This is a genomic window from Pseudomonas sp. KH_040 (genome assembly GCF_057839305.1).
In genome coordinates this window covers 457,885-479,698 of the sequence record NZ_CM174487.1, presented here as the reverse complement: position 1 = coordinate 479,698, position 21,814 = coordinate 457,885, and the positions used below count along the sequence as shown (strand labels likewise).

The 21,814-nt window shown below is 60.4% G+C and carries 17 protein-coding genes; 8 read left to right on the top strand and 9 right to left on the bottom strand.

Annotation, left to right across the window (positions count from 1 at the left end):
• Positions 1 to 58 precede the first annotated feature (58 nt).
• From AC3IUF_RS02145 to AC3IUF_RS02120, 6 genes are read left to right on the top strand one after another with little or no spacing between them, the layout of a single operon-like run.
• Positions 59 to 526, top strand: a complete 468-nt coding sequence (locus tag AC3IUF_RS02145; protein WP_042704942.1) for a hypothetical protein — start codon at positions 59 to 61, stop codon at positions 524 to 526.
• Complete coding sequence (locus AC3IUF_RS02140) at positions 523 to 1,719, top strand: beta-ketoacyl-[acyl-carrier-protein] synthase family protein (RefSeq protein ID WP_414895032.1); 1,197 nt, start codon at positions 523 to 525, stop codon at positions 1,717 to 1,719. Before AC3IUF_RS02145 ends, AC3IUF_RS02140 begins: the two co-directional genes overlap by 4 nt.
• A complete protein-coding gene (locus tag AC3IUF_RS02135; protein WP_095113442.1) occupies positions 1,716 to 2,180 on the top strand; it encodes a hotdog family protein in 465 nt (154 codons plus the stop codon). The genes AC3IUF_RS02140 and AC3IUF_RS02135 overlap by 4 nt, the downstream gene beginning before the upstream one ends.
• Complete coding sequence (gene fabG, locus AC3IUF_RS02130) at positions 2,173 to 2,901, top strand: 3-oxoacyl-ACP reductase FabG (protein WP_007909450.1); 729 nt, start codon at positions 2,173 to 2,175, stop codon at positions 2,899 to 2,901. Before AC3IUF_RS02135 ends, fabG begins: the two co-directional genes overlap by 8 nt.
• Positions 2,901 to 4,127 (top strand): beta-ketoacyl-ACP synthase, encoded by a 1,227-nt coding sequence (locus AC3IUF_RS02125; RefSeq protein WP_414916693.1) that lies wholly within the window; start codon positions 2,901 to 2,903, stop codon positions 4,125 to 4,127. Before fabG ends, AC3IUF_RS02125 begins: the two co-directional genes overlap by 1 nt.
• Positions 4,128 to 4,152: 25 nt before the next feature.
• A complete protein-coding gene (locus tag AC3IUF_RS02120; protein ID WP_007909448.1) occupies positions 4,153 to 4,956 on the top strand; it encodes a hypothetical protein in 804 nt (267 codons plus the stop codon).
• Positions 4,957 to 5,169: 213 nt separating this feature from the next.
• On the opposite strand, the gene AC3IUF_RS02115 is transcribed toward AC3IUF_RS02120, so the two are convergent.
• Entirely contained in the window at positions 5,170 to 5,553 is a 384-nt protein-coding gene (locus AC3IUF_RS02115; protein ID WP_042704943.1) for a type II toxin-antitoxin system PemK/MazF family toxin, read from the bottom strand.
• A 216-nt stretch (positions 5,554 to 5,769) separates the two neighbouring features.
• Between AC3IUF_RS02115 and AC3IUF_RS02110 the strand changes: the two genes are divergently transcribed.
• Positions 5,770 to 6,207 carry a hypothetical protein gene (locus AC3IUF_RS02110; RefSeq protein WP_007909447.1) on the top strand — a complete coding sequence of 146 codons (438 nt, stop codon included), beginning with the start codon at positions 5,770 to 5,772 and terminating at the stop codon, positions 6,205 to 6,207.
• A gap of 103 nt (positions 6,208 to 6,310) precedes the next feature.
• Here the strand turns inward: AC3IUF_RS02110 and AC3IUF_RS02105 are convergent, their stop codons facing one another.
• Positions 6,311 to 7,213, bottom strand: coding sequence for a LysR family transcriptional regulator (locus AC3IUF_RS02105; RefSeq protein WP_007909445.1), 903 nt, complete (start codon positions 7,211 to 7,213; stop codon positions 6,311 to 6,313).
• Positions 7,214 to 7,331: 118 nt separating this feature from the next.
• On the opposite strand from AC3IUF_RS02105, the gene AC3IUF_RS02100 reads away from it, so the two are divergent.
• The gene (locus tag AC3IUF_RS02100) at positions 7,332 to 8,606 is read left to right on the top strand and encodes an MFS transporter (protein ID WP_489280224.1); all 1,275 of its coding nucleotides are present in this window, start codon (positions 7,332 to 7,334) and stop codon (positions 8,604 to 8,606) included.
• Positions 8,607 to 8,784: 178 nt separating this feature from the next.
• Here AC3IUF_RS02100 and hemE read toward each other — a convergent pair whose 3' ends face one another.
• The 7 genes from hemE to AC3IUF_RS02065 all read right to left on the bottom strand — a co-directional run bounded on the left by hemE (position 8,785) and on the right by AC3IUF_RS02065 (position 21,806).
• Positions 8,785 to 9,852 (bottom strand): uroporphyrinogen decarboxylase, encoded by a 1,068-nt coding sequence (hemE, locus tag AC3IUF_RS02095; protein ID WP_008077242.1) that lies wholly within the window; start codon positions 9,850 to 9,852, stop codon positions 8,785 to 8,787.
• Positions 9,853 to 10,100: 248 nt separating this feature from the next.
• Complete coding sequence (locus tag AC3IUF_RS02090; protein WP_007909438.1) at positions 10,101 to 11,519, bottom strand: FAD-dependent oxidoreductase; 1,419 nt, start codon at positions 11,517 to 11,519, stop codon at positions 10,101 to 10,103.
• Between the two features lie 33 nt (positions 11,520 to 11,552).
• Complete coding sequence (gltB, locus tag AC3IUF_RS02085; RefSeq protein ID WP_007909434.1) at positions 11,553 to 15,998, bottom strand: glutamate synthase large subunit; 4,446 nt, start codon at positions 15,996 to 15,998, stop codon at positions 11,553 to 11,555.
• Between the two features lie 350 nt (positions 15,999 to 16,348).
• A complete protein-coding gene (locus AC3IUF_RS02080) occupies positions 16,349 to 17,941 on the bottom strand; it encodes an AAA family ATPase (RefSeq protein ID WP_123375582.1) in 1,593 nt (530 codons plus the stop codon).
• A gap of 10 nt (positions 17,942 to 17,951) precedes the next feature.
• Positions 17,952 to 19,052, bottom strand: coding sequence for a 3-dehydroquinate synthase (aroB, locus tag AC3IUF_RS02075; RefSeq protein ID WP_007909430.1), 1,101 nt, complete (start codon positions 19,050 to 19,052; stop codon positions 17,952 to 17,954).
• 152 nt (positions 19,053 to 19,204) lie between these two features.
• Positions 19,205 to 19,723 (bottom strand): shikimate kinase AroK, encoded by a 519-nt coding sequence (gene aroK / locus AC3IUF_RS02070; RefSeq protein ID WP_025110261.1) that lies wholly within the window; start codon positions 19,721 to 19,723, stop codon positions 19,205 to 19,207.
• A 4-nt stretch (positions 19,724 to 19,727) separates the two neighbouring features.
• Positions 19,728 to 21,806 carry a type IV pilus secretin PilQ gene (locus tag AC3IUF_RS02065; protein ID WP_489280221.1) on the bottom strand — a complete coding sequence of 693 codons (2,079 nt, stop codon included), beginning with the start codon at positions 21,804 to 21,806 and terminating at the stop codon, positions 19,728 to 19,730.
• Positions 21,807 to 21,814 lie beyond the last annotated feature (8 nt).

Sequence of the window (21,814 nt, the reverse complement as noted above, 5' to 3'; positions counted from 1 at the left end):
TCGATGTGCCAGCGCCATCGCTGGCAAGCCAGCTCCCACAAGGTTTGTGGTGTGGCTAATGTTGGTGGTATTTGTCCTCCTGAGTGCCTGCGCCAGCCAGGCCCCGCTGCCTGCGAGCAACCCGACATTGCCCCTGCCGCTGCAATTGCACATTGAACGCAATCAAGCCGAACAACGCCAGGACTGGCTGCTGGTGATCCAGCGCGAAGGCCCGGGCATCCGCTGGTCGATGATGGATCCGCTGGGTATTCCGCAAGCGCGTCAGCAACTGATCGACGGCCACTGGCAGGCCGATGGGCTGTTGCCGCCGAACCCGGAAGCCCGCGAATTGTTTGCTGCGCTGTTATTCGCCCTGACCCCGTCCGGCGAACTGCTGCGAAATTACCCCGCCGCGCAACAACAGGGACAGCAACGCGCTCTGCCGGCGCGCTGGGATATCCGTTATTCACAACCGTTGAGCTTCGAATTGAACCTGCCCCAAGGCCCGCACTACCGCGTTTCTCCGCTGGGTGAACCGACACCATGACCGCTTACCTGAATGCCCTCGGCGTGATTTGCGCACTGGGCCGCGACAAACATGCCGTCGCGCGCAACCTGTTCGCCGGCGACTGCTCAGGCATGCGCCGCGAGTCCGGCTGGGTGGCGGAGCGTGAGTTGCCGGTCGCTGCCGTCCAGGGTGAACTGGCGCCGATCCCGGCAGAACTCGCCGATCAGCGCAGCCGAAATAACCAGCTGTTGCTGGAAGCGGCATTGCAGATTCGCAATGAGATCAACCAGGCGATCCAGACTTATGGCCGCGAGCGCATCGGCGTGGTCCTCGGCACCAGCACTTCGGGCATCGACGAGGCCAGCCGTGGTTTGGCGCACTACATCCGCGAGCAGCGTTTCCCGGCGGAATACGACTACCGCCAACAGGAGCTCGGCGCCCCGGCCAATTTCCTCGCCGACTGGCTGCAACTGAGCGGCCCGGCCTATGTGATTTCCACGGCGTGCACCTCCAGCGCCCGCGCATTGATGAGCGCTCAGCGTCTGCTCGATCTGGGCCTGTGCGACGCGGTGCTGTGTGGCGGCGTCGACAGCCTGTGCAAACTGACCCTCAACGGTTTCTCGTCACTCGAAGCGATATCCGACGAGCGCTGCAATCCGTTCTCGGCCAACCGCAGCGGCATCAATATCGGCGAAGCAGCTGTGCTGTTCGTCATGAGCAAACAACAGGGCGAAGGCCCGGCCATTGCCTTGCTCGGCGCCGGTGCCAGTTCCGACGCCCATCACATTTCCGCCCCCGAGCCGACCGGGCGCGGTGCCCTGCAAGCAATGCAGAAAGCCTTGAGCCGCGCTCATCTGCAAGCAGCGCAGATCAGCTACCTGAACCTGCACGGCACCGCCACCCAACACAACGACGCGATGGAAAGTCTGGCGGTTGCGACGCTGTTCCCTGAGGGCGTCGCCTGCTCCTCGACCAAACCGATGACCGGCCATACCCTCGGCGCGGCCGGTGCGCTGGAAGCGGCGTTCTGCTGGCTGAGCCTGAGCGCCGACAACCCCGCTCACGCCTTGCCGCCGCACGTCTGGGATGCGCAGGCCGATCCCGCGCTGCCGTCGCTGCAGTGGGTGACCGCGAGCGAGCGCCTGACGTCCATTGCACCCCGCTACCTGATGAGCAACTCGTTTGCCTTCGGCGGCAACAACGTCAGCCTGATTATCGGAGACGCCCCATGACTGATTGGCCGCTCGCCGAACTGCTGCCCCATGCGGGCGACATGATTCTGATCGACAGCATCTCAAGCTTTGACGATGAGCAGATTTTCACCTGCCTCACGGTCAAGCCCGATGGCTTGTTCAATCTGCCCGACGGCAGCCTGCCAGCCTGGGTCGGCATCGAGCTGATGGCGCAAAGCGTCGCAGCATTTGCCGGTTGCCACGCAAAGCAGAAAGGCAATCCGGTGGAGTTGGGCTTTCTGCTCGGCACACGCAAGTTCGAGTGCAACGTCGAAGCGTTTCCCGCCGGCACCGATCTGACCATTCATGGTCTGCGCTCGCTGGAAGACGACAACGGCATGGGTGTCTTCGAATGCCATATCAATGGCGATGGCATTCATGCCAGCGCGCGCCTGAATGTGTTCCGTCCGCCTCAGGTCAATCAATATCTGCAACAGACACAGGAGTCGAACGATGACTGAATCCGTACTGGTCACCGGCTCCAGCCGTGGCATCGGCCGGGCCATTGCCTTGCGTCTGGCGCAGGCCGGGCACGATATCGTCCTGCATTGCCGCAGCGGCGTGACTGAGGCGCAAGGCGTTCAGGCGCAAATCGAAGCGCTGGGGCGCAAGGCGCGGATTCTGCAATTCGACGTTGCCGACCGGGAAACCTGCAAGGCCATCCTTGAAGCTGACGTGGAAACTCACGGCGCCTATTACGGCGTGGTGTTGAACGCCGGGCTGACCCGCGACGGCGCGTTTCCAGCGCTGAGCGATGACGATTGGGACGTCGTCCTGCGCACTAACCTCGACGGTTTCTACAACGTTCTGCACCCGGTGATGATGCCGATGATCCGCCGCCGCGCCGCCGGGCGCATTGTCTGCATCACCTCGGTGTCGGGGCTGATCGGCAACCGTGGCCAGGTCAACTACAGCGCCTCCAAGGCCGGCGTGATCGGCGCGGCAAAGGCGTTGGCGATCGAGCTGGGCAAGCGCAAAATCACGGTTAACTGCGTCGCACCGGGCCTGATCGACACGGCGATGCTCGACGAAAACGTGCCGGTGGAAGAATTGATGAAGATGATCCCCGCGCAACGCATGGGTACCCCGGAAGAGGTCGCCAGTGCAGTGAATTTCCTGATGTCGGCGGAAGCCTCGTACATCACCCGCCAGGTGCTGGCGGTCAACGGAGGCTTGTGCTGATGAAGCGCGTCGTCGTCACCGGCATGGCCGGCATCACCTCGCTGGGCAGCGACTGGGAGACCATCGCCGGCAACTTCGCGGCCAATCGCAGCGGCATTCGCCGCATGGACGAGTGGGATCGCTTCAGCGAACTCAACACGCGCCTGGCCGGCCCGATCGATGACTTCGAAGTACCTGCGCACTGGACCCGCAAGCAATTGCGCAGCATGGGCCGGGTGTCGCGGCTGGCGGTTCGTGCGGCGGAAAACGCCTTGGCTGACGCCGGTTTGCTCGGTGACGAATCGATCAAGGATGGGCGCATGGGCGTGGCTTGTGGTTCGTCCACTGGCAGCACCGACGAGATCAAAGCGTTCGGCAACATGCTGCTCAACTCGGTGGCCGAAGGCCTCAACGCCAACTCCTATGTGCGGATGATGCCGCACACCACCGCCGCCAATATCAGCATTTTCTTTGGCCTCACCGGGCGTTTGATCCCGACGTCCAGCGCCTGCACCAGCGGCAGCCAGGGCATCGGTTACGCCTACGAGGCGATCAAGTTCGGCCGCCTGCCGCTGATGCTCGCCGGCGGCGCCGAAGAGCTGTGCCCGACCGAAGCCATGGTCTTCGACGCACTCTACGCCACCAGCCTGAAAAACGATGCGCCGCAAACCAGCCCACGCCCGTACGACAAGGGCCGCGATGGCTTGGTAATCGGTGAAGGTGGCGGCATGCTGGTGCTTGAAGAGCTGGAACATGCTTTGGCGCGCGGTGCGCACATCCACGCCGAGATTGTCGGTTTCGGCAGCAACGCCGACGGCCAGCACACCACGCGCCCGGAGCAAGTAACCATGCGCCGCGCCATGGAACTGGCGCTGGAAGACGCCGGACTCGCGACGGAAGCCATCGGTTATGTAAATGGCCACGGCACCGCTACAGAACAGGGCGACATTGCCGAAACACTGGCGACCAGCAGTTTGTTCGGTGAACACATGCCGATCAGTTCGCAGAAGAGCTTCCTCGGCCACACCCTCGGCGCCTGCGGTGCGCTGGAGTCATGGTTCAGCATCGAGATGATGAACCGCGACCTGTACGTGCACACGTTCAACCTCGACGAGGTCGATCCGCACTGCGGCAAGCTCGATTACCTGCGCGGTGAATTCCGCCAGATGCATCACGACTACGTGATGAACAACAATTTCGCTTTTGGTGGGGTCAACACCTCGTTGATTTTCCGCCGCTGGCACTGACCGCAACACCTTTGGAGTGAAGGGAATGACTCAGTTTCACCGCATCGCCGCTCTGTTGGCACTGTTTTTTGTGCTCGGCGGTTGCACCAGCAAACCGGTTTACAACGCCAGGGAAGAGTTCTCGCCCAACCTCGGCTTCACCCAGCAACAGATGAGCCGCGCGATCGTCACCGCGCTCAATGACCGCCAGTGGGTCGTGCAGTCGGTACGTCCGGGCATGATCAAAGCGGCAATCACTGTACGCGGTCGCCATCACGCCGAAGTCGACATCCCGTTCACCCCGACTTCGTTCGAAATCGACTACCGCAGCAGCTACGGCCTCGACGCCAAGGACGGCAAGATCCACGGTAACTACAACCGCTGGGTCAACCGCCTGCGCGACAACGTGCTCAAAGAGCTGTCGATCAACCCCGACATCGAGTTCGTCAACGATCTGGGCATCGTTAAACAGGGCGCCGACGAGCCGACCTACCTGAGCTTCCGCGAAGGCGTCAAACGCGCCACCGACGCCGGCCTGCTCGACGGCAGCGTGAAGTTCTACCTGGCCGGCGAAACCCTGCCCAAGCAAGTGCGCAAACTCGACACCGTGAGCAGCAGCCGCAAGACCAACGGCTCGAACAAATCCGACGAAGACGCCTGCTTCTGGGCGCTGCAATCGGCGCTGGCCACCCTGCAGAACGCTGCGAAAAAAGCCGACGCCAACGCCGTGATCAACATCGCCAGCGTCGACCAGCGCGATCTGTACAAAGACACCGAGAAATTCCAGTGCCGTGCCGGGCTGGTGGTGTCGAGCGTAGCGCTGCGCGGGGATTTGGCGCACGTGGATTGATGGGATTGTAGAAACGACAAAGGGCGCCATTCGGCGCCCTTTCACAAACAGGTTGGCTTGTCATCGCCGATCACCTGTCCGGCTCTGCGATGGCTGGTCGCCCAGGATCCTCAGAGTCTCACAAGCCCCTTGCGGGAACGCTCGCAGTATTGCCCGAATCATTAATCAGGACAACGGCTGGCGTTTGGCCTCACTGCGCCACTTCTGTTGCCATTACAGCCCAAGCGCCCGCCTGACTGCGGCTTTAACGGCGCAGAACTCTTCTGTTTCAAGGTGTGAGATCAAATAGACGCGCCGTCCTTCACGATCTCTGCTTTTGATCCGGTCCAGTCGGGAAAGGCTGACAGTGGCCACCATATCGCACTTCGCCCAACAGATCGGGCTGGCGCCTTGAAGATGGCTGGAGAGTTCGAAATGGTGATCAAGTAAACAATCCGGTGCAGTGGTACTGAGCGGTACGACCGTCACCAACATACTGTTGGTTCTGTGTTTTCGTATCACGACAACGGGTCTGACCTTGACCATCTCAGGTACTTCATAACCTCTGAAGTCGCAGATCAGAACACTACCTTCCTTGGGCTGGTATCGAAGTGGCATCCATGGCACTCACTTAAAGAAATCGATTCTGCGCAAGAAAACAAACGCTCGCTAAAACAGTTCGTAACCGCAAATGTGGTGAACACGGCTCCACAAGCTGAACACTCGCCACACAGCATCTACACTCGCTCATGCAGGCCATCGATACGCCTGTCAGAACGGCGGGCCCGGTCGGTCGAGCACTCGCGGTTCTCTTTCACCGTCAAGGAGATGACCATGCAAGTGAAAGCCCTGATCGCCGCTGCGCTTTTCGCGCTACTGCCCAGCGCCAGCCACGCCACCAACCTGATGTACATGCCCTTCGAAACCGTGCTGTCGGACGCGATTCGCGCCGGGCGGCTGGATGGCAGTGTGAAGTTCTATCTGCTCGGCAATGGGCCGCAGGGCACGCAGCAGTTGTTGCGGCGTGGGGTGGTCAGTGATCTGAAAACCAACGGTTTCAACAAGAGTGACCACGATTCCTGCGAGTGGGTGTTGCAGTCAAATCTGATTAAGTTACAGGCTGATGCCAAGCGGGTCGGGGCGAATGCGGTAGTGAATATCGTCAGTTACTACGACCAGCATGTGCGCAAGGATTTGAATACGTACGAGTGCCGGGCGGGGATATTTGTCACGCGGGTGGCGCTGAAGGGGGATTTGGTGCGGTTGCCCTGAAAGGTTGGGGGCTTGGACTGACGTCTTCGCGAGAAGGCTCGCTGCCACCTTGGAATGCGTTCCCTGTGGGAGCGAGCCTGCTCGCGATTTGATTGCGCAGCAATCACACCTTTGATGGTTCAACCTTGCGTGTGAGCAGCTCGACAAACGCCTTGGCCATCGGTGACTTCTGATCCTTGCGCTGCACCAGCCACACCGCAGACACCGCTTCCGGATCGAGCAACGGTCGGTAGACCACGCCGTCGATGCGCATCCGCTGATAGGACGCCGGCAGCACCGAAACCCCCAGCCCCGCTGCGACCAGACCGATAATGGTCATCGCCTCGCCCGCCTCTTGGGCGAAGTGCGGGCTGAACCCGGCATCACGCGCCAGACTCAGCAATTGCGCATACAGCCCGCTGCCGTAGCTGCGCGGAAAGAACACGAACGGCTCCAGCGCCAGCGCCGAGAGGAACAGCCCTTCTTCACTGCCCTGCGCCAGTGGATGCTTGGAACCAAGCACCGCGACCAGCGGCTCACGCATCAACTCCACCACGCTGAGCGAATCCGGCAAACCCAGCGGGCGCATGATACCGACCTCGATCGACTCATCCACCAAACCCTCGGCGACTTGCGTGCTACTCATCTCGCGAAGGTTGAGATGCACCGCCGGAAAACGCTGACGGAAGGAAAAGATCGCCTGTGGAATCGTCGAGTTGAACGGCGCCGACGAGGTGAAACCAATCTTCAACTCGCCCAGTTCACCGAGTTGCGCACGCCGGGCGACATCCGCCGCCTTATCGACCTGCGCCAGCACCAGCCGCGCCTCCTCCAGAAACAATCGCCCGGCCTCACTCAGCTCGACCCGGCGATTGGTGCGTTCGAACAGCCGCGCGCCGACCTCTTGCTCCAGCGCCTGAATCTGCTGGCTCAGCGGCGGCTGGGAGATGCCAAGCACCTGTGCGGCGCGGCCGAAGTGCAGTTCTTCGGCAACGGCGATGAAGTAGCGCAGATGACGCAATTCCATGGAAACCCCATTAGGTCGTTAAAGCTATCAAACAGGTCGAACAATATATTGGATAGAAACATTAGCCAGCTATATGATTTTTTCATTGCCTGCCTGGCCGTGCCCTCCGAGGTCTGAAGTGAAAACTGCTGTCGCGCCCCTAGCCCATGAAGTCCCGCCTGCCACAGCGGACGATGTCGTCGCCGAGCTGCAAGAGATCTACATCGAAAAAGGCACGCCGATGTTCATGCGCACGGTGCTGGCGCTGTTCAGCGGCGGCTTCGCGACGTTTGCCCTGCTCTATTGCGTGCAGCCGATGATGCCGCTGTTGTCCCACGAGTACGGAATCAACGCCGCGCAGAGCAGCCTGATTCTCTCGGTGGCCACCGGCATGCTCGCCATCGGCCTGCTGATCACCGGGCCGATCTCTGATCGGATCGGGCGCAAACCGGTGATGGTGACTGCGCTGTTCGCAGCGGCGCTGTGCACCATGGCCAGCGCAATGATGCCGAGCTGGGAAGGCGTGCTGATCATGCGTGCGCTGATCGGGCTGTCGTTGAGCGGTCTGGCAGCGGTGGCGATGACCTATCTGAGTGAAGAAATTCACCCGCAACACATTGGCCTGGCGATGGGTTTGTACATCGGCGGCAACGCGATTGGCGGGATGAGCGGGCGCTTGATCACCGGCGTGTTGATCGACTTTGTCAGCTGGCACACGGCGATGCTGGTGATCGGCGGTCTGGCGATGATTGCCGCAGCGGTGTTCTGGAAGATCCTCCCCGAATCGCGCAACTTCCGCTCACGCTCACTGCACCCGCGCAGTCTGCTCGATGGTTTCACCATGCATTTTCGCGATGCCGGTCTGCCGTTGCTGTTTCTTGAAGCGTTCCTGTTGATGGGCGCGTTTGTCACGCTGTTCAACTACATCGGTTATCGCTTGCTGGCCGCGCCGTACAACCTCGATCAGGTGTTCGTTGGCTTGCTGTCGGTGGTGTACCTGTCGGGGATCTACAGCTCGGCGAAGATTGGTTCGCTGGCGGATAAGCTGGGGCGACGCAAAGTGCTGTGGGCGACCATTGCGCTGATGTTTGCCGGCCTTGCCTTGACGATGTTTACGCCGCTGTTGCTGGTGATTGTCGGCATGTTGATTTTCACCTTTGGCTTCTTTGGCGCGCATTCGGTGGCGAGCAGTTGGATCGGTCGACGCGCGACGAAGGCCAAGGGGCAGGCCTCATCGTTGTATCTGTTCAGTTATTACGCCGGGTCGAGCATTGCCGGGACGGCGGGCGGGGTGTTCTGGCATCTCGGCGGGTGGAACGGGATTGGCCTGTTTATCGGCTCGTTGTTGCTGATCGCGCTGCTGGTAGCGTTGAAACTGGCGAAGTTGCCGCCGTTGCAGGGTGTTAAGGCCTGACACAAAACCCCTGTAGGAGTGAGCCTGCTCGCGATAGCGGTGTGTCAGCCAACACATCGGTCGACTGACACACCGCTATCGCGAGCAGGCTCACTCCTACAATTGATCTGTGTCCGACGTTGGATCGCGGAAAAAAAAACGCCCGGCATTTAGCCGGGCGTTTTTTATTGTGTGGCGATCACTCGTGATACTGCGCCGACAGTTCATGCACCGCACGCAGGAACGCACCCGCATGCTCCGGATCAACCTCAGGGGTGATGCCATGGCCGAGGTTGAACACGTGGCCGCTGCCCTTGCCATAGCTGGCCAGAATGCGCCCGACTTCAGTGCGGATCGCTTCCGGTTTGGCGTAAAGCACGGTCGGGTCCATGTTGCCTTGCAGGGCAACTTTGTCGCCAACGCGGGCGCGGGCGTTGCCGATGTCGCAGGTCCAGTCCAGGCCCAATGCGTCGGCGCCAGCCTCGGCGATGCTTTCCAGCCACAGGCCGCCGTTTTTGGTGAAGAGGATCACCGGCACTTTGCGACCGTCGTGCTCGCGGATCAGGCCGCTGACGATTTTCTTCATGTAGGCCAGCGAGAACTCCTGATACGCCGCCGCCGACAGGTTGCCGCCCCAGGTATCGAAGATCTGCACCGCTTGCGCGCCGGCCATGATCTGGCCGTTGAGGTACGAGGTCACCGACTGCGCCAGCTTATCCAGCAGCAGGTGCATGGCTTGCGGGTTGTCGTAGAGCATCGCCTTGGTCTTGCGGAAGTCCTTCGACGAGCCGCCTTCAACCATGTAGGTGGCCAGTGTCCACGGGCTGCCGGAGAAACCGATCAGCGGCACGCGACCGTTCAGTTCGCGACGGATGGTGCTGACCGCGTCCATCACGTAACCGAGGTCTTTGTGCGGATCAGGGATCGGCAACGCTTCGATATCAGCGAGGGTGCTGACGACTTTTTTGAAGCGCGGACCTTCACCGGTCTCGAAGTACAGGCCCTGGCCCATGGCATCGGGGATGGTGAGGATGTCGGAAAACAGGATCGCCGCGTCCAGTTGTGGATAGCGGTCGAGCGGTTGCATGGTGACTTCGCAGGCGAATTCCGGATTCATGCACAGGCTCATGAAATCACCGGCCTGGGCGCGGCTGGCGCGGTATTCCGGCAGATAGCGACCGGCCTGACGCATCATCCACACAGGGGTGACGTCTACGGGTTGCTTGAGCAGGGCGCGGAGGAAACGGTCGTTCTTCAGGGCAGTCATGTCGGCATCCGGAAAAAAAGTGCGGGCATTTTCTCAGAGCGCGACGCAAAAGGCACGGATGCAGGTCAGCCTTTTGTCTATCGGGTCAATTTATTGCGTTGGAATGCAGATTTTTGCAGCAACGCAAAGCACTGTGGGAGCTGGCTTGCGAGCGATGCAGACACCTCGTTTTGTCAGATTGACCGAGGTGATGCTATCGCTGGCAAGCCAGCTCCCACAGGTATTGCATTGCAGTCAACTAGACGGGTTTAGACGCCCAAGTAATCGAGGATCCCTTCGGCAGCATTGCGGCCTTCGAAGATCGCCGTCACCACCAGGTCGGAACCGCGCACCATATCGCCACCGGCAAAGATCTTCGGATTGCTGGTCTGGTGCTTGTACTGACCTTGCTCAGGCGCAACAACGCGGCCCTGGCTGTCGGTCTGGATCTCGAACTGCTCGAACCACGGCGCCGGGCTCGGGCGGAAGCCGAAAGCGATAACCACGGCATCGGCCGGGATAATCTCTTCGGAACCCGGGATCGGCTCGGGGCTGCGACGGCCACGGGCGTCCGGTTCGCCGAGACGGGTCTCGACCACTTTGACGCCTTCGACCTTGTCCTCACCGACGATAGCGATCGGCTGGCGGTTGTAGAGGAATTTCACGCCTTCTTCCTTGGCGTTCTTCACCTCTTTGCGCGAGCCGGGCATGTTCGCTTCGTCACGACGATAAGCGCAGGTCACCGACTTGGCGCCCTGACGGATCGACGTGCGGTTGCAGTCCATCGCCGTGTCACCGCCGCCCAGCACCACAACCTTCTTGCCTTTCATGTCGACGAAATCTTCCGGCGACTTTTCAAAGCCCAGGTTGCGATTGACGTTGGCAATGAGGAAGTCCAGCGCGTCATACACGCCCGGCAGATCCTCACCGGCAAAACCGCCCTTCATGTAGGTGTAGGTGCCCATGCCCATGAACACCGCATCGTATTCGGCGAGCAGTTGTTCCATGGTCACGTCTTTGCCGACTTCGGTATTCAGACGGAACTCGATGCCCATGCCAGTGAAGACTTCGCGACGATTGCTCAGCACGGTCTTTTCCAGCTTGAACTCGGGGATGCCGAAGGTCAGCAAACCACCGATTTCCGGGTTCTTGTCGAACACCACCGGGGTCACGCCGCCGCGTACCAGCACGTCGGCACAACCCAGGCCCGCCGGGCCCGCACCGATGATCGCGACACGTTTGCCGGTCGGTTTGACCTTGGACATGTCCGGGCGCCAGCCCATGGCGAACGCGGTGTCGGTGATGTACTTCTCGACCGATCCGATGGTCACCGCGCCGAAGCCGTCGTTAAGGGTGCAGGCACCCTCGCACAGACGATCCTGCGGGCACACCCGGCCGCAGACTTCCGGCAGGGTGTTGGTCTGGTGCGACAGCTCGGCGGCCTGAAGGATGTTGCCCTCGGCCACCAGCTTCAACCAGTTGGGAATGAAGTTGTGCACCGGGCACTTCCATTCGCAATACGGGTTGCCGCAACCCAGGCAGCGGTGAGCCTGATCGGCCGACTGCTGGGGTTTGAACGGTTCGTAGATTTCGACGAACTCTTTCTTGCGTTGACGCAACAGTTTCTTCTTCGGATCTTTGCGCCCGACATCGATGAACTGGAAGTCGTTATTCAGACGTTCAGCCATTGTTAAAACCTCATCAAACTCTTCAGGCGCATATCACTGCGGGTTGGCACGAGTGCTGGAAAGCAACGATTTCAGGTTGGCAGCCTTGGGCTTGACCAGCCAGAAACGGCGCAGGTAGTCATCGAGGTTTTCGGCGAGTTCACGACCCCACTCGCTATCGGTTTCCGCGACGTACTCGTTCAGCACGTTTTGCAGGTGGCTGCGATAGGCTTCCATCGCCTCGCCGCTGATCCGCTGGATTTCCACCAGTTCGTGGTTGACCCGGTCAACGAAGGTGTTGTCCTGATCGAGCACGTAGGCGAAACCACCGGTCATGCCAGAGCCGAAGTTGTAACCGGTCTTGCCCAGCACGCAGACGAAACCACCGGTCATGTACTCACAGCAGTGATCGCCAGTGCCTTCCACAACCGTGTGGGCACCGGAGTTACGCACGGCGAAACGCTCGCCTGCGGTGCCGGCGGCGAACAACTTGCCGCCGGTCGCGCCATACAGGCAGGTGTTGCCGATGATGGCGCTTTCCTGAGTTTTGTAAACGCTGCCCTTCGGCGGCACGATGGTCAGCTTGCCACCGGTCATGCCTTTGCCGACGTAGTCGTTGGCATCGCCTTCGAGGTACATGTTCAGACCGCCGGCGTTCCACACGCCGAAGCTCTGACCGGCAGTGCCTTTGAAGCGGAAGGTGATCGGCGCTTTCGCCATCCCTTGGTTGCCATGCTTGCGGGCGATTTCGCCGGAGATCCGCGCGCCGATCGAACGGTCGCAGTTGCAGATATCCAGATCGAACTCGGCGCCGCTCATGTCGTTGATCGCCGACGAAGCCATCTCGACCATTTTCTCGGCCAGCAGGCCCTGGTCGAACGGCGGGTTACGCTCAACGCCGCAGAACTGTGGCTTGTCCGCCGGGATGTGATCGCTGCCCAACAGCGGCGTCAGATCCAGGTGGTTTTGCTTGGCGGTCTGGCCTTCGAGGATTTCCAGCAGATCGGTACGACCGATCAGCTCTTCGAGGGAGCGCACGCCGAGCTTGGCCAGCCACTCACGGGTTTCTTCGGCGACGTAGGTGAAGAAGTTCACCACCATATCGACGGTACCGATGTAGTGATCCTTGCGCAGCTTCTCGTTCTGCGTCGCGACGCCGGTGGCGCAGTTGTTCAGGTGGCAGATACGCAGGTATTTGCAGCCCAGCGCGATCATTGGCGCAGTACCGAAGCCGAAGCTTTCAGCGCCGAGAATCGCTGCCTTGATCACGTCGAGGCCGGTTTTCAGGCCGCCGTCAGTCTGCACCCGGACTTTGCCGCGCAGGTCGTTGCCGCGCAGGGTCTGGTGGGTTTCAGCGAGGCCGAGTTCCCACGGTGCGCCAGCGTATTTGATCGAAGTCAGCGGCGAAGCACCGGTGCCACCGTCGTAGCCGGAGATGGTGATCAAGTCCGCGTAGGCCTTGGCCACACCGGCGGCGATGGTGCCGACGCCTGCTTCTGCAACCAGTTTCACCGAAACCAGCGCCTTCGGGTTGACCTGTTTCAAGTCGAAAATCAGCTGCGACAAGTCTTCGATCGAATAGATGTCGTGGTGCGGCGGTGGCGAAATCAGCGTCACGCCCGGCACTGCGTAACGCAGCTTGGCGATCAGCCCGTTGACTTTACCGCCCGGCAGTTGCCCGCCCTCGCCCGGCTTGGCGCCCTGTGCGACCTTGATCTGCAGCACTTCAGCGTTGACCAGGTATTCCGGGGTTACGCCGAAACGGCCAGTCGCGACCTGCTTGATTTTCGAGCTCTTGATCGTGCCGTAACGCGCCGGATCTTCACCACCTTCGCCGGAGTTGGAACGCGCACCGAGGCGGTTCATGGCTTCAGCCAGGGCTTCGTGAGCTTCCGGCGACAGTGCGCCCAGCGAGATACCGGCGGAGTCGAAGCGCTTGAGCACCGATTCCAGCGGCTCGATTTCACTGATGTCCAGCGGCGTATCGAGGGTCTTGACCTTGAACAGGTCGCGGATCATCGACACCGGACGGTTGTCCACCAGTGAGGTGTATTCCTTGAACTTGGCGTAGTCGCCCTGCTGCACAGCGGCTTGCAAGGTGTTGACCACGTCCGGGTTGTAAGCGTGATATTCGCCACCGTGGACGAACTTCAGCAGACCGCCCTGCTGGATCGGCTTGCGCGGACTCCAGGCTTCGCTGGCGAGTGCTTTCTGCTCGGCTTCGATGTCGACGAAACGCGCCCCCTTGATGCGGCTCGGCACACCACGGAAGCTCAGGTCGCAGACTTCTTCGGACAGGCCGATGGCTTCGAACAACTGAGCGCCACGGTACGAAGCGATGGTCGAGATGCCCATCTTCGACAGAATCTTCAGCAGACCTTTGGTGATGCCTTTGCGGTAGTTCTTGAACACCTCATAGAGGTCGCCCAGCACTTCACCGGTACGGATCAGGTCGCCCAGCACTTCGTAAGCCAGGAACGGATAGACCGCCGAGGCGCCGAAACCGATCAGCACCGCAAAGTGATGCGGGTCACGGGCGGTAGCGGTTTCAACAAGGATGTTGGAATCGCAGCGCAGGCCTTTTTCGGTCAGCCGGTGGTGCACGGCACCGGTCGCCAGCGAGGCGTGGATCGGCAGCTTGCCTGGGGCGATATGACGGTCGCTCAGAACGATCTGGGTACGACCGGCGCGCACGGCTTCTTCAGCCTGATCGGCAACGTTGCGGATGGCCGCTTCGAGGCCAACGCTTTCGTCGTAGTTGAGATCGATGATCTGCCGTTCGAAACCCGGGCGGTCGAGGTTCATCAGCGAGCGCCACTTGGCCGGCGAGATCACTGGCGAGCTGAGGATCACGCGCGAGGCGTGTTCCGGCGACTCCTGGAAAATGTTGCGCTCGGCACCGAGGCAGATTTCCAGCGACATCACGATCGCTTCACGCAGCGGGTCGATCGGCGGGTTGGTGACCTGCGCGAACTGCTGACGGAAATAGTCGTACGGCGTGCGCACACGCTGGGACAGCACGGCCATCGGCGTGTCGTCGCCCATCGAGCCAACGGCTTCGTAGCCTTGCTCGCCAAGCGGACGCAGGACCTGATCGCGCTCTTCGAACGTGACCTGATACATCTTCATGTATTGCTTGAGCTGATCGACGTCGTAAAACGCCGAACCGTGGTCGTTGTCTTCCATGGTCGCCTGAATGCGCAGGGCATTCTTGCGCAGCCATTGCTTGTACGGATGACGGGATTTCAGACGGTTGTCGATCGCATCGGTGTCGAGGATCTGCCCGGTTTCGGTGTCCACCGCGAAGATCTGCCCAGGGCCGACACGGCCTTTGGCAATCACATCTTCCGGCTTGTAATCCCACACGCCGATTTCCGACGCGAGGGTAATGAAACCGTTGGTGGTGGTGACCCAGCGCGCCGGGCGCAGACCGTTACGGTCGAGCAGGCACACCGCGTAGCGACCATCGGTCATGACCACGCCGGCAGGGCCGTCCCACGGTTCCATGTGCATCGAGTTGTACTCATAGAACGCACGCAGATCCGGGTCCATGGTTTCGACGTTCTGCCACGCCGGCGGAATGATCATCCGCACGCCACGGAACAGGTCGATACCACCGGTGACCATCAGCTCGAGCATGTTGTCCATGCTCGAGGAGTCGGAACCGACACGGTTGACCAGCGGGCCGAGTTCTTCCAGATCCATCAGATCGTTGCTGAACTTGGTCCGACGGGCCTGCGCCCAGTTACGGTTACCGGTGATGGTATTGATCTCGCCGTTGTGGGCGAGGAAGCGGAATGGCTGCGCCAGCGGCCATTTCGGCAGGGTGTTGGTGGAGAAGCGCTGGTGGAACACGCAGATCGCGGTTTGCAGGCGCTCGTCACTCAGGTCCGGATAAAACGCGGCCAGATCGGCCGGCATCATCAGGCCTTTATAGATGATGGTTTTGTGCGAAAAGCTGCAGATGTAGTGGTCGGAGTCGACGGCGTTGGATACCGACGAACGGCGACGGGCACTGAACAGCTTCACGGCCATGTCCTGATCGCTCAGGCCTTCGCCGCCGATGTACACCTGCTCGATCTGCGGCAGGCGCTCGAGAGCGAGGCGGCCGAGGACGCTGGTGTCGATTGGCACTTTACGCCAGCCGATCAGTTGCAGGCCTTCAGCGAGGATCTCGCGGTTCATGTTCTCGCGAGCGGCTTCGGCCTTGACCGGATCCTGGTTGAAGAAAACCATGCCCACCGCGTATTGCTTGGGCAACTCGACGCTGAAGGTTTCCTGGGCAATGGCTCGCAGGAACGCGTCAGGTTTTTGAATCAGCAGACCGCAACCGTCACCGGTCTTGCCGTCGGCATTAATCCCACCGCGGTGGGTCATGCAGGTCAGGGCCTCGATGGCCGTTTGCAAAAGGGTATGACTGGGCTCGCCCTGCATATGGGCTATCAGGCCGAAACCGCAGTTATCCTTGAATTCATCTGGTTGGTACAGACCTGCTTTCATAGACACTTTCTCACCAGGCTGCCTCTTTTCGAGGCAAATTTCTTTTCAATTCAACCACTTGCGTCCTGCGCCGAACGTACGCCGGCTTGGCGGGGGCAAAAGGGTGGTCATTGTACACAGCGACACAGAGGCTCACAAATTTGACGACGAAATGTCGCAAATTCATGTCGCATTTGTGAAAGGTTTAAAGCGATCTGCTGTGCTAGTCAAAACTTTTTTAATTTTGACCGCAACGACTCAAAGACTACTGTAACGCAGACACCACAAGGCACGCGGTCTGTAGAGACGGCGCGCACTTGCAGAAATTTTGAGGTGCTTGGAGAGGCGGCCTGGGTAAGGCCGCCGAATCTTCAGCGAGTTGTTGCCAGTTCCTGTTGGACGCTGGCGACAGTGCGAGGCCAAGGTTTACCAGCCTGAACCTTCGCTGGCAAGGCCTTGATGGCAGAAACGGCTGCATCACGATTGGCGAAGTTGCCGTAGGTGATCACATAGAGAGGCTTGCCGTTGAGCACTTTCTTGAAATAACGGTACTCGCCGCCCTGCTCTTTGACGAAGTTTTGCGCCGCCGCTTCAGAGCTGGTGCCGAGGATCTGCACCACGTAGTTGCCGGTCGGCTGACCGGCGTACCAGCTGCCACCGGCGGCTTTGGCAACGGTCACCGGCTTCTCGGCCGGTTTGGCAGCGGCGACTGGCTTGGCTGGCGCTGGAGCCGGTTTGGCGACTGGCGCGGCTGGAGCAGGCTTGGCGGTGGCAACTTGCGTCGGCGCCGGGGTGGGCTTGGCGGCTGGCAACGGAACCGGTGTCGGCGCGGGACCGGCCGGAACGCCCGCAGGCGGTGCGGAAGTGGTTACGGTCGGCGGGGTATTGCTGGAACCTTCCAGTGGCACACCATCGTCGCCTTCGGTAATACCGCCGGCCGCTTCGGCCAACGGGCCGCGCATGACCGGTTGCGAGTTGCCGACCAGCGGCAACGGCATCGGCTGTGTATTACCGGCGAACTCGACGTTCGGCGCGCCGCCATTGGCTGCGCCCTGGCCCAATGGCAACTGTGCCTGCTCATTGGCCGGTGCACCGGTGGTCGGCGCCTTGTTGCGACCCGGCATCAGCCAGGCGGCAGCGACCGCGACCACAACGACGGCGGAAATGGCCAATACGTGTTTCTTCGGCATGTTGAACCCCATACTTGGACGCTTGACCGCTGAGCGGCTGGCAATCATGACTTCGATCAGAGCATCGCGAGCGACCTGGTTGATGTTGCCCGGCCAACCCTCGGCACTTTCGTGAATATCAGAGATCTGATCTGCGGTGAAAAGTTCGACACCCCGGCCGGCACCTTCGAGCCGTTGGTCGAGATATTCGCGAGTCTCTTCTTCGGTGTAAGGCTGCAACTCGATGACGTGAAAGCGCTCTTCCTCAAGATGCAAAGCCTCAAGCTGAGCGATCAGCGACGACTCACCGAACAAGAACACGTGCGGGCGACCTTCCGGTGCGCCGGCACCCAGCGCCATCAGCGCTTCGAGGGCGGATTCATCGAGCTGCTCGGCGTCATCCACCAACAGATAGACTTCCTGACCGGTCAACGCAAGTTGCACCACTTGTTCCAGAATCGCGCCAACATCGGCCTGAGCGACGTTCAGTGCCTGCGCCACTTGGCGCAGCACGCCAGCGGCATCACCGGCGCCACGGGCGGAAACCACCACGCTCTGCACCGACTGCTTGTTGGTGCTGGCGACCAGCGCCTGGCGCAGCAGCGTCTTGCCACTGCCTTGCGGGCCAGTGACCACCAGTAGCAACTGGCTGTAACGCGCCAGATGATGCAACTGCCCCAGCACCGGTTTGCGCTGGGCCGGGAAGAACTTGAAGCCCGGCACGCGTGGCGCGAACGGGTCGTGACTTAACTGGAAATGGCCGAGGAACGCCTCGTCGGCATGCAAACTAGTCATCGGAATCTTATTAACCTTTAAGCTGAGCCAGGGCGCGGTAATCCGCTCCCAGCGTGGCCTGTAGAACCTCTTTCGGATAATCGTCGGTCACTACCGCTTCGCCCATCCGGCGCAGCAGCACCAGGCGCAGACGACCGTCGATCACTTTTTTGTCGATTGCCATGTGTTGAAGAAAATCGGCCTCGGTCATTTCAGTCGGTGGCACCACCGGCAGACCGGCGCGCTGGAACAGGCGGATACCGCGATCGCGTTCCTCATCACTGATCCAGCCCAGACGCGCAGACATCTCCAGCGCCATCACCGTGCCAGCTGCGACCGCTTCCCCATGCAACCAGACACCATAGCCCATGTGGGTCTCGATGGCGTGACCAAAGGTGTGGCCAAGGTTGAGCGTGGCGCGCACACCGGTTTCCTTCTCATCGGCGCCGACCACCGCAGCCTTGGCTGCGCAGGAGCGCTCAATGGCGTAAGTCAGGGCTTTCTGGTCCAGCGCGCGCAGGGCGTCGACGTTGTCTTCGAGCCAGGTCAGGAACGGCTCGTCGCAGATCAGCCCGTACTTGATGACTTCCGCCAGGCCGGCAGACAGTTCGCGCTCTGGCAGGGTTTTCAGGGACGCCGTATCGATCAGCACCACGTTCGGCTGATAGAACGCGCCGACCATGTTCTTGCCCAGCGGATGGTTGATACCGGTCTTGCCGCCCACCGATGAATCGACCTGAGAAAGCAAAGTGGTTGGAATCTGGATGAAGTCGACGCCGCGCTGATAGCAGGATGCGGCGAAACCGGCCATGTCGCCGATCACACCGCCGCCCAAGGCGATCACGGTGGTGCGGCGATCATGACGGGCGGTCAGCAGACCGTCGAAGATCAGTTGCAGGGTTTCCCAGTTCTTGAAGGCTTCGCCGTCCGGCAGCACCACGGAGATCACCGAGAACTGCGCGAGGCTGCGGGTCAGACGTTCAAGATAGAGCGGCGCAACGGTCTCGTTGGAGATGATTGCCACTTGCCGCCCATGGATGTGCGGAGCCAGCAACTCGGGCTGATCCAACAAACCTTCGCCAATATGAATCGGGTAGCTGCGCTCGCCTAGATCGACCTTGAGTGTCTGCATGTGTCCCCACAGTGAAGATGGAAGCAGGCGTCCTGCCCTGAATTATTGGTTGTCTGCGGCCTACAGCGGGTATGACGCCGCTCGCACGCCATCCGCCACAACCTCGACGGGCTGTGACAGGACGCCGAGGATAGCGCATTTCGAACGATGCTTTAACGGGGTGGAAGCTGCGCCAGACGATCAAGAATGTCGAGCACCACCATGCGTGGCGGCCGTTCGTCGGTTTCCACCACCAGATCGGCGATTTCCCGATAGAGCGGATCGCGGATCGCCAGCAGGTCGCGCAGGGTTTTCTCCGGATTGGCGGTGCGCAGCAACGGCCGATTGCGGTCGCGCGCCGTGCGGCCGACTTGCTGTTCGACGGAGGCGTGCAGATACACCACTCGCCCCCCCTCATGCAGGGCCTTGCGATTGGCATCGCGCATGACGGCGCCACCGCCGGTCGCCAAGACCACGCCGTCGAACGCGCACAGCTCGGCAATCATCGCCTGCTCACGGTCACGAAAGCCGGGCTCGCCTTCCTTGTCGAAGATCCACGGGATATTGGCGCCCGTGCGCAGTTCAATTTCCTTGTCGGAATCTTTGAACGGCAGGCGCAGCTCTTTGGCCAGCAACCGGCCGATGGTGCTTTTGCCAGCGCCCATCGGTCCTACAAGAATCAAATTTCGCACAGAATCAACGACTCACAGCAATCGCCTGGTTATTCATGATACGTGGTGTGAGAAATACCAGCAGCTCGGATTTTTTCTCCGAAACCACATCACGCCGGAAAAGGCGGCCAAGATACGGCACATCGCCAAGAAATGGCACCTTATCTACGACCTTGCTTTGAGTATTTGAGAAAACACCGCCAATCACGATGGTTTCGCCGTCGTTGACCAGCACTTTGGCGTTGACCTCGTTTTTCTTGATTGGCGGCACATCCTGCACTTTGTTCAGGTAATCCGGTTCGTCCTTGGTGACCTTGACCTCCATGATAATGCGGTTGTCGGGGGTGATCTGCGGCGTCACTTCCAGCGATAGCGAGGCTTCCTTGAACGACACCGAAGTCGCACCACTGGAGCTGGCTTCCTGATACGGAATTTCAGTGCCTTTGAGGATTTTGGCGGTTTCCTTGTCGGAGGTGACCACTTTCGGTTGCGAGACGATTTCACCGTTGCCGGTCTTCTCCATCGCTGTCAGCTCAAGATCGAGCAGGACATTGTCAGTGATGAAGGCAATGCCAATCCCTGAAGTATTGCCCACGGTACCCATGTCGACGAACGGTGAGTTGGTGCTGGTGCTGCCGGGTGTACCAATGGTGGTCGACGAACCGTTGACTCCGGAGGCGTTCCAGTTGCCCTTGTTCTGAATCGACCCGCCCCAGCGCACACCCAGACTTTTATCGTAATCGACGTTGGCCTCGACAATTCGCGCCTCGATCATTACCTGACGCACCGGGATATCCAGCTGTGCCACGATTCGCCGCAGTTCGTCGAGGCGATCCTGGGTCTGGTAGGCGATGATGTTGTTGGTCCGCTCATCGACGGTAATCGAACCGCGTTCATCGATTTTCGCTTCGGCACTGGTCACCGACTGGAACAACTTGGCGATGTCTGCTGCCTTGGCGTAGTTCACTTGCAGCAGCTCACGGCGCAACGGCGCCAGTTCGGCGATCTGTTTCTGCGACTCCAGTTCCTGGCGCTCGCGTGCTGCGATTTCATCGGCTGGAGCGACCAGCAGCACGTTACCGATCTTGCGTTTATCCAGGCCTTTGGTTTTCAACACCAGATCCAGCGCCTGATCCCACGGCACGTTTTGCAGGCGCAAGGTGATGCCACCCTGCACCGTGTCGCTGGCGACCAGATTGAGATTGGTGAAGTCGGCGATCAGTTGCAGCACCGAGCGCACATCAATGTCCTGGAAGTTCAGCGAAAGCTTTTCACCGACGTACGCCTGACGGTCAGCGTTGCGTTTTTGCAGGTCATCGACCGTCATTGGGCGGATGCTGACGGTCAGTTTGTTGTCGGTCTGGAAGGTGGAGTACTCGTAGGTGCCGCTGGGCTCGACGGTAATAACCGTGCGATCAGCGGTCACTGCGGCATTGACGAACTGCACCGGGGTGGCGAAATCCTTGACGTCGAGGCGCACCCGCAGCTTCTCCGGCAACTGCGTGCGGGCGAAACTGAGAATGATCTTGCCGTCATGCTCCTGGATATCCGGGGCGATGGTCGGATCGGAAAGGTCGATGACGACATTGCCTTCGCCTGCTGTTCCACGCTGGAAATCCACACCGCGAATCGCCCGGCTTTTCGGTACAAATGCCTTGGTGGGCGCAATAGCTTTTGCAGTAGCACGAGGCGCAACGACAGCAGGACGCGGCGCAGTTGCCGGTGCGCCCTGACCGACGACCACGAACAGGTTATTGCCCTCGACCCGCGTGGTGTAAGGCGCCAGCTGCGTCAGGCTGACAATCAGCCGCGTGCGCTCCTTGGCTTCGACCACCGTGGCCGTTCGCGCATTGCCACTACCCAGATCGAGGTTCTTGCTGGCCAACTGACTGGCAACACCGGGCAGATCCAGCGCAATCCGCGCCGGTGATTCAGTGGTGTAGCCCTTGGGCTGCGGCGGCGGGCCGTCGAACGACAACTTCAGCTCGACGCGATCACCCGGCAACGCCGCGACATCCAGCGTCTTCAGATTGGCCGCGAGTACCATCGGCGACATCAGCGCTATCCATAGCGAAAAACCGAGGGTGGAGAAAATCCTGTTCATTGTTCGAC

What these genes read in the sequence shown, in the direction of transcription:
- AC3IUF_RS02145 (WP_042704942.1), top strand. Translation starts at nt 59, where the DNA reads ATGTTGGTGGTATTTGTCCTCCTGAGTGCCTGCGCCAGCCAGGCCCCG.
- AC3IUF_RS02065 (WP_489280221.1), bottom strand. Translation starts at nt 21,806, where the DNA reads ATGAACAGGATTTTCTCCACCCTCGGTTTTTCGCTATGGATAGCGCTG.
- AC3IUF_RS02090 (WP_007909438.1), bottom strand. Translation starts at nt 11,519, where the DNA reads ATGGCTGAACGTCTGAATAACGACTTCCAGTTCATCGATGTCGGGCGC.
- fabG (WP_007909450.1), top strand. Translation starts at nt 2,173, where the DNA reads ATGACTGAATCCGTACTGGTCACCGGCTCCAGCCGTGGCATCGGCCGG.
- aroB (WP_007909430.1), bottom strand. Translation starts at nt 19,052, where the DNA reads ATGCAGACACTCAAGGTCGATCTAGGCGAGCGCAGCTACCCGATTCAT.
- AC3IUF_RS02080 (WP_123375582.1), bottom strand. Translation starts at nt 17,941, where the DNA reads ATGACTAGTTTGCATGCCGACGAGGCGTTCCTCGGCCATTTCCAGTTA.
- hemE (WP_008077242.1), bottom strand. Translation starts at nt 9,852, where the DNA reads ATGACTGCCCTGAAGAACGACCGTTTCCTCCGCGCCCTGCTCAAGCAA.
- AC3IUF_RS02125 (WP_414916693.1), top strand. Translation starts at nt 2,901, where the DNA reads ATGAAGCGCGTCGTCGTCACCGGCATGGCCGGCATCACCTCGCTGGGC.
- AC3IUF_RS02140 (WP_414895032.1), top strand. Translation starts at nt 523, where the DNA reads ATGACCGCTTACCTGAATGCCCTCGGCGTGATTTGCGCACTGGGCCGC.
- AC3IUF_RS02135 (WP_095113442.1), top strand. Translation starts at nt 1,716, where the DNA reads ATGACTGATTGGCCGCTCGCCGAACTGCTGCCCCATGCGGGCGACATG.
- AC3IUF_RS02120 (WP_007909448.1), top strand. Translation starts at nt 4,153, where the DNA reads ATGACTCAGTTTCACCGCATCGCCGCTCTGTTGGCACTGTTTTTTGTG.
- AC3IUF_RS02105 (WP_007909445.1), bottom strand. Translation starts at nt 7,213, where the DNA reads ATGGAATTGCGTCATCTGCGCTACTTCATCGCCGTTGCCGAAGAACTG.
- AC3IUF_RS02110 (WP_007909447.1), top strand. Translation starts at nt 5,770, where the DNA reads ATGCAAGTGAAAGCCCTGATCGCCGCTGCGCTTTTCGCGCTACTGCCC.
- AC3IUF_RS02115 (WP_042704943.1), bottom strand. Translation starts at nt 5,553, where the DNA reads ATGCCACTTCGATACCAGCCCAAGGAAGGTAGTGTTCTGATCTGCGAC.
- gltB (WP_007909434.1), bottom strand. Translation starts at nt 15,998, where the DNA reads ATGAAAGCAGGTCTGTACCAACCAGATGAATTCAAGGATAACTGCGGT.